Annotated in this window: 3 protein-coding genes and 2 pseudogenes; 4 read left to right on the top strand and 1 reads right to left on the bottom strand. The window is 72.2% G+C overall.

All coding sequences use genetic code 11. The features are described 5' to 3' along the window. Positions 1-533 (top strand): annotated as a pseudogene (locus tag H5J33_RS22355) (hypothetical protein); the annotation flags it as partial. 115 nt (positions 534-648) lie between these two features. After that, positions 649-1,605 carry a DNA/RNA non-specific endonuclease gene (locus tag H5J33_RS22360; protein ID WP_181796701.1) on the top strand — a complete coding sequence of 319 codons (957 nt, stop codon included), beginning with the start codon at positions 649-651 and terminating at the stop codon, positions 1,603-1,605. A 531-nt stretch (positions 1,606-2,136) separates the two neighbouring features. On the opposite strand, the gene H5J33_RS22365 is transcribed toward H5J33_RS22360, so the two are convergent. After that, positions 2,137-3,294 carry a nuclear transport factor 2 family protein gene (locus H5J33_RS22365; RefSeq protein ID WP_181796702.1) on the bottom strand — a complete coding sequence of 386 codons (1,158 nt, stop codon included), beginning with the start codon at positions 3,292-3,294 and terminating at the stop codon, positions 2,137-2,139. 95 nt (positions 3,295-3,389) lie between these two features. On the opposite strand from H5J33_RS22365, the gene H5J33_RS22370 reads away from it, so the two are divergent. Both H5J33_RS22370 and H5J33_RS22375 read left to right on the top strand, forming a co-directional pair. Further along, positions 3,390-4,388 carry a LysR family transcriptional regulator gene (locus H5J33_RS22370; protein WP_181796703.1) on the top strand — a complete coding sequence of 333 codons (999 nt, stop codon included), beginning with the start codon at positions 3,390-3,392 and terminating at the stop codon, positions 4,386-4,388. Between the two features lie 379 nt (positions 4,389-4,767). Beyond that, a pseudogene (locus H5J33_RS22375) lies at positions 4,768-5,343 on the top strand (hypothetical protein); the annotation flags it as partial.

The raw sequence follows: 5,343 nt of genomic DNA on the forward strand, positions 1-5,343 counted from the left end.
CCCGGGAGACCCTCGTGCTCGACGGCACGGACGATCCCGCCGTGCGGCCGGGCTCCGCGAAGGCCGACAGCGGCACGCGTGTCAACGGCAGAGCCGTACCGGCGGGCGGATGCCACGGGGAGGCACTGCGCGCGTTGCACGCCGACAACCCCCAGGCCGGCGGTGACGCCCCCATCGCCAACCGCCTCAACATGGACACGTTCACGGCGTCACGGCGAGACGGCCGGGTGACGAAGGCGTACGCCCGGTGGTCCGCCTGCATGAAGGCGCACGGCCACCGCTACGCCCGCCCGGACGAGACCGCGTCGGATCCCGCCTGGCGGACGAAGACGGCTTCCGCCCGCGAGCGTGCCGTAGCCGGCGCCGACGCCCGCTGCAAGGCACAGGTCGACCTCGTCGGTGTCTGGTACGCCGTGGAAGTCGCCTACCAGCGCCAGGCGGTCGACCGGAACGCCGCCGAACCGGTACGGGTCCGGGCGGACCTGCGACTGCGGCAGCGTCTCGCCGAGACCGTGCTGAACGGGCGTCGCTGAGCGAGCGGTGGGGGTAGCCCCACCTGTAAGCAGGTGGTTGGCGGGATCCCGGGCCCGGACGTCGATCGAAAATACTGGGCCCGGTTCAGTCGTCACCCACCGACCGGGAGTCTTCGTGTACGAGCACACGCGTGCGGCAGACAAGGCAACGGTCCGGCTCACGGCGACGGTACGGCTCGACGGCCGGGCCGCCGGCACGTGCAGCGCCACCGGACTGCTGCCGTTGGACGGCTCCGGGGACGTCACCTGCACGGACGCCGAGGCCGGGCCCCTGTTCGTGTCGGTGGAGGCGGCGAAGCGACGGGAGGCCGAGGCCCGCGCTCGGATCAGCGGCGCCCCGGAGCCCTACAACGTCCACGCCACCGCAGAGACTGTCGTCCGGGTGCTGGCCGAGGTGGACACCAGCGCGCTGGAGCAGGCCCAGCGGCGGGACGAGGAGCAGTTGGCCCAGGCGCCGTCCCTCGCGGAGTCGGCCGCCCGGGCCGACTCCGCGCCGACCGGGGAGCAGGACGCGGACCGGCCGCTGGACTGCGCGCACCGGATACCGAAAGGCGCCCTCAGGAGCGGCAAGGGGTGGGTCCTCAACACAGCCGGCGCCAACGGGCGCACCGAGACCGGGCAGGCTTGCCTGAAGAAGCCGGCGAAGAACAAGGCCGCGAAGCGGAAACCGAACCCCTATGGCTACGCGGAGGCGAAGGCCGTGGTGCGGCGGCTGGGGCTCGACCCCGGGTACCACCTGGCGCGCTGCCACATCATCGCCGCGCGATTCGGGGGCTCCAACAGGCTGAAGAAGAATTTCAGCCCGTGCGGACAGCTCCTCGCCAACAACAGCGGCCTCGGCATGTCGAACTTCGAGATCGAAGTGGCCGCGAACATCGCCAAGGAACCCGACGGCAGCGTGCGTTACCTGGTGGAGCCCGTCTTCCGGGCACCCGACAGCAGCATCCCCCGCTGGTTCTCGATGATCGCCGTCTTCTACTCCCCCTCCGGGATCCCCGAACACGTCCTCGCCCGCACGGTGCCCAACTGGGTGGAAGGCGGTCCGGGCGGCGTCACGAACATCGGCAACTGAAACCCGTCCGGCCACAACCGCCCCGCGCCCCGCGCCCGAGCAGCACTTCGCGCCTAGGGATCGGGCGGCCGGCCTGCTGCGCACCCTGGCCTGGTACACCCCCGGCCACTGCGCTCGACAACGGGCCGAGGGACACATCGGCCGGTGGGGTCCCAGTCGCCGCAGAGGAAATCACGGTCACTCCTTTGCCCTGGTGCGCGTGCTGCTGCACCGCCTCATGGACGAAGGTCTCCGAGGGCCGGCCGCGACAGGAGTGCAGGCCCACGCCCCAGGCCGAGGTGATCGGCAGGAGCACGCCGCCGACGGAGTCGCTCGCGCACCAGACCTCGACGCGGCGGGCCTGTGAGGCCCACAGGTCGGCCCGGTAGGTCTCGGTGTTGCGCCGCGTGTCGTCGTCGAGGGAGCCGTACTGGGTCTCCTCCCGGACCATGCGGGTTCCGTCGGCGATCCACGCCCAGGGCAGTCGGCCTGTCTCCCGCAGGTGGCCTACAGCCGTGATCGTTCCCCGAGGACATGGCTCGGTTCCCGTTCTCAGTCGTGGCGGTGGTACGCCTTGTTGGCGATACGCCAGCGGCCGTCGGCGAGGACCAGCAGGAAGATGTCGGTGAACGTGTCCGCGCCGTGCCGGAGTGTCATGGTGGCTGTCGCGACGGTGCCGTGGACGTCGATGGCGTCGATGCGGCGGGTGCGGGTCGGTTCGTCCGGGGCCGGCCGGCCCCGGAAGAGGGTGCAGTACTCGTCCAGGTGCCAGGAGACGAACGCGCCGTCCCGGATCCCTTCGATGTGGGCGGTGGGCAGGAACGCGTCGCGGAAGTGGGTGGGGTCGCCGGTGGCGTGTCCGCGGATGTAGGCGCGGAGCGGTTCGAGCACGGCGTCCTCCACGGCGGGGGCCGTGGCGGCGACAGCGATATCGGACTCGAGGGCGGCAGGGGTGTCGGGCAGGCCCGTAGCGCCGCGCAAGGGGGTGTCCGACGCGGCGGCCAGCAGAGCCATGTCCTTTGCCAGCGCGCCGATCGTGAATTCGGCCGGGGCGGCGGTCGGCTCGCCGAGGAGGAAGGGGCGCTTGCGGGCCACGAGAGCGCCGAGCTGGCCGAGTTCGAGGACGTCCAGCGTCTGGGTGCGGGGCAGGCCGAGGACGTCGGCTTGCCGCAGTGAGTCGCGCAGCGCGAGGACGGCTCCGGCGAGGCTGTTGTTGGCGATCAGTTTGAGCGCGGCGGCGGTGGAGGCGTCGGCCACGTGCCGGACGGTGCCCAGCGTTTCCAGAACCGGTCGGACTCGGTCCAGTGTGTTCTGGTCGGCGGCGGCGAGGATCTGCAGGGTGCCGGTGGTGGCAGCCGGCACCGAGCCGAGCAGAGGCGCGTGGACGTAGGCCGGGCCGAGTAGCCGGGCCAGCCTCGTTGCCTCGGCGGGGGCGATCGTGCTGGTGTTCAGCACGATCGTGTCCGTGCGCAGCGAGTCACGGACATCGTCGAGGACCTGCCGGCAGGCCGGGCCGTCGAACAGGGCCAGGAGGACGAGGTCTGCCTGGGCCACGGCCTCGTTCGGGTCGTCGGTCGTCTTGACGGTGCCTGCCGTACGTCCTGAGCGGGTCCAGCCGACGACGTCCCGGTCCTGGGCAGCCAGGCGGGTCGCGATGGCGCTGCCCATGCGTCCCAGACCGAGGACGGCGATCGTGTGCGGTGTGGTCATGCGCGCCACAATGGTGCACCTCGATCGATGCGACAAGCGCGGATTTCGCATGCCTACCCTGCGCGACTCGCATACCGGCCGGGCATACTGGCGCCGTGGACTTGACTGTGTGGCGGGCTTTCGTGACCGTGTGCCGGGTCGGATCGCTGTCGGCGGCGGCAGCCGAGCTGAACCACACACAGTCGGCCGTCTCCCGGCAGATCGCCGGGCTGGAGCGGCAGCTCGGCGTGCCTCTGGTGGAGCGCCACGCGCGTGGTGTGCGTCCCACGCCGGCCGGTGAGGTGTTCCGGCGCCATGCCCTGGCCGCGCTCAACGAGGCCGACCGCGCTGTTCGCGCGGTACGAGATGTTCGCGACGGGGTGTGGGACCGGCCCCTGGCCATCGGAGCGACGCCGTCTCTCGCCGCGGGGGTCGTCCCTGCGGCCGTCCGGGGCCTGTTGAGGCAGGCCGGACCGGTTCGGTGGAGCCTGCTTCCCGGTCTGACCGCGCAGCTGCACCACCGCGTGACCGCGGGCGATCTCGACATCGCCGTCGTCACCGACGCGCCGCCAGGACTGGCCGTCGACCCGCGGGTCCAACGCCGGTTCCTCGGACTGGACGAGATGGTCGTCGTACTGCCCGCCGGTCATCCGCTGGCCGGGGGCGGGCCGGTGCGCATCGAGGCGCTGGCCGACGAGACCTGGGCCGAGGACAACGACGGCTCAGCGGCGCTGCTGCGCCGGCACGCCGCCCGTGCCGGAGTCGGCGCCCGCATCGACCTCGCCGCGGCCGACCTGCCCGGCAAGCTGGCCCTGGTCGCTACCGGTCATGCCATCGCCCTGATACCTGGGGTGCTGAGGTGCGCGCTGCGGGCCGACGTCACCACCGTGCCCCTCGTCGATCCTCCGACCCGTGGGATCTACGCCATCACACCGCGCCGCGACCCCCACCCCCGCACAGCGCCCCTGCTGGACCAGCTCATCACGGCCTTCGCCCCGGTCCTTCCGGCCCAAGTCGAGCACCAGCCGACCGAGTCGGGCATCCCTGCCGCCGCGCCGCCGCTTCACGGCGTCATCGGTGAGGCACCCCACGACGGCCCCGAGCAGCGGAAATGAACGGAACACCACGCAACCGCCGGAGAAGTGCCAAGCAGCCGGACGCCCCTCGTCGCCATCCTGTCACCGCCGGGAACCCCGGCATCCTCGCGACCCCGCTGTTCGAGCGTGGTGATCCGGGCCTTGAGCTGCTCGGAGTCGTCGGGCCCTCGAACCCCAAGTAGAGGCGGACAAGCTCACCGCGGGGCAGCACGCCGTCCTCGCCGCACTGGGCCCGGAGTCTCGTACCTCAGCAGGGTGGTGGGCCGGGTCGGGATCCGCCCCACCCACCGCATGGCTCGCCCCCCGCGCCCTCATGGACCTGCCGGAAGCGCGCGGGGCAGGGTTCGAGGGCGGGTGGGCGAGCCCGGCTGTCGGAACCGGCTGGCAGCATGGCCACATGACTGATGATCTTGACGGTGTACTGGCAGATCCCGCACGGCTGCTGACCGCCGACCGTGCGGCGCTGCGCGACCACTGCTCCCACGGTGACCGGGCCCGTAGTGTCGGGGGTGAGGTCTTCCTGCAAGCCGAGGCGGTCTTCGGGGGCGCGGAGGTGACGCCCGCGGAGTTCGCGTCCTGGCTGCACTTCGCGGCGAAGGCCACCGGTCACGACGCGTTCGCCGACCGGATCGCGGAGGCCGGTCCCGGCATGCCGTGGCGGACGGTGTGGGCGTGGTGGCGGCCGGCCCACTGGTTCCCGGTGCACCCGAGTCTGAACGGCGACTACTTCCGGGTGCGCCGGTGTACGGCCGGGAACCGGGAACTCGTCGAGGTGACCGACCAGCGTGGCCCTCTCTGGCTCGACGCGGCAACCGGCCGGCGGGTGAAGGACGTGGACGAGGCGGCGCTGGGCGACGTGCCGATCGCGACCGGGGTCGCCGAGGCACCCGCGCTGTACGACCTGGACCTGTTCCTGCCGGAGGAGTGGGAGGGCGCCGTGGCCTTCGCGACGGACGACGGCCGGACCCGGCAT

The sequence above is a fragment of the Streptomyces sp. WELS2 genome, from assembly GCF_013870595.1.
In the GTDB taxonomy this organism is placed as follows: Bacteria; Actinomycetota; Actinomycetes; order Streptomycetales; family Streptomycetaceae; genus Streptomyces.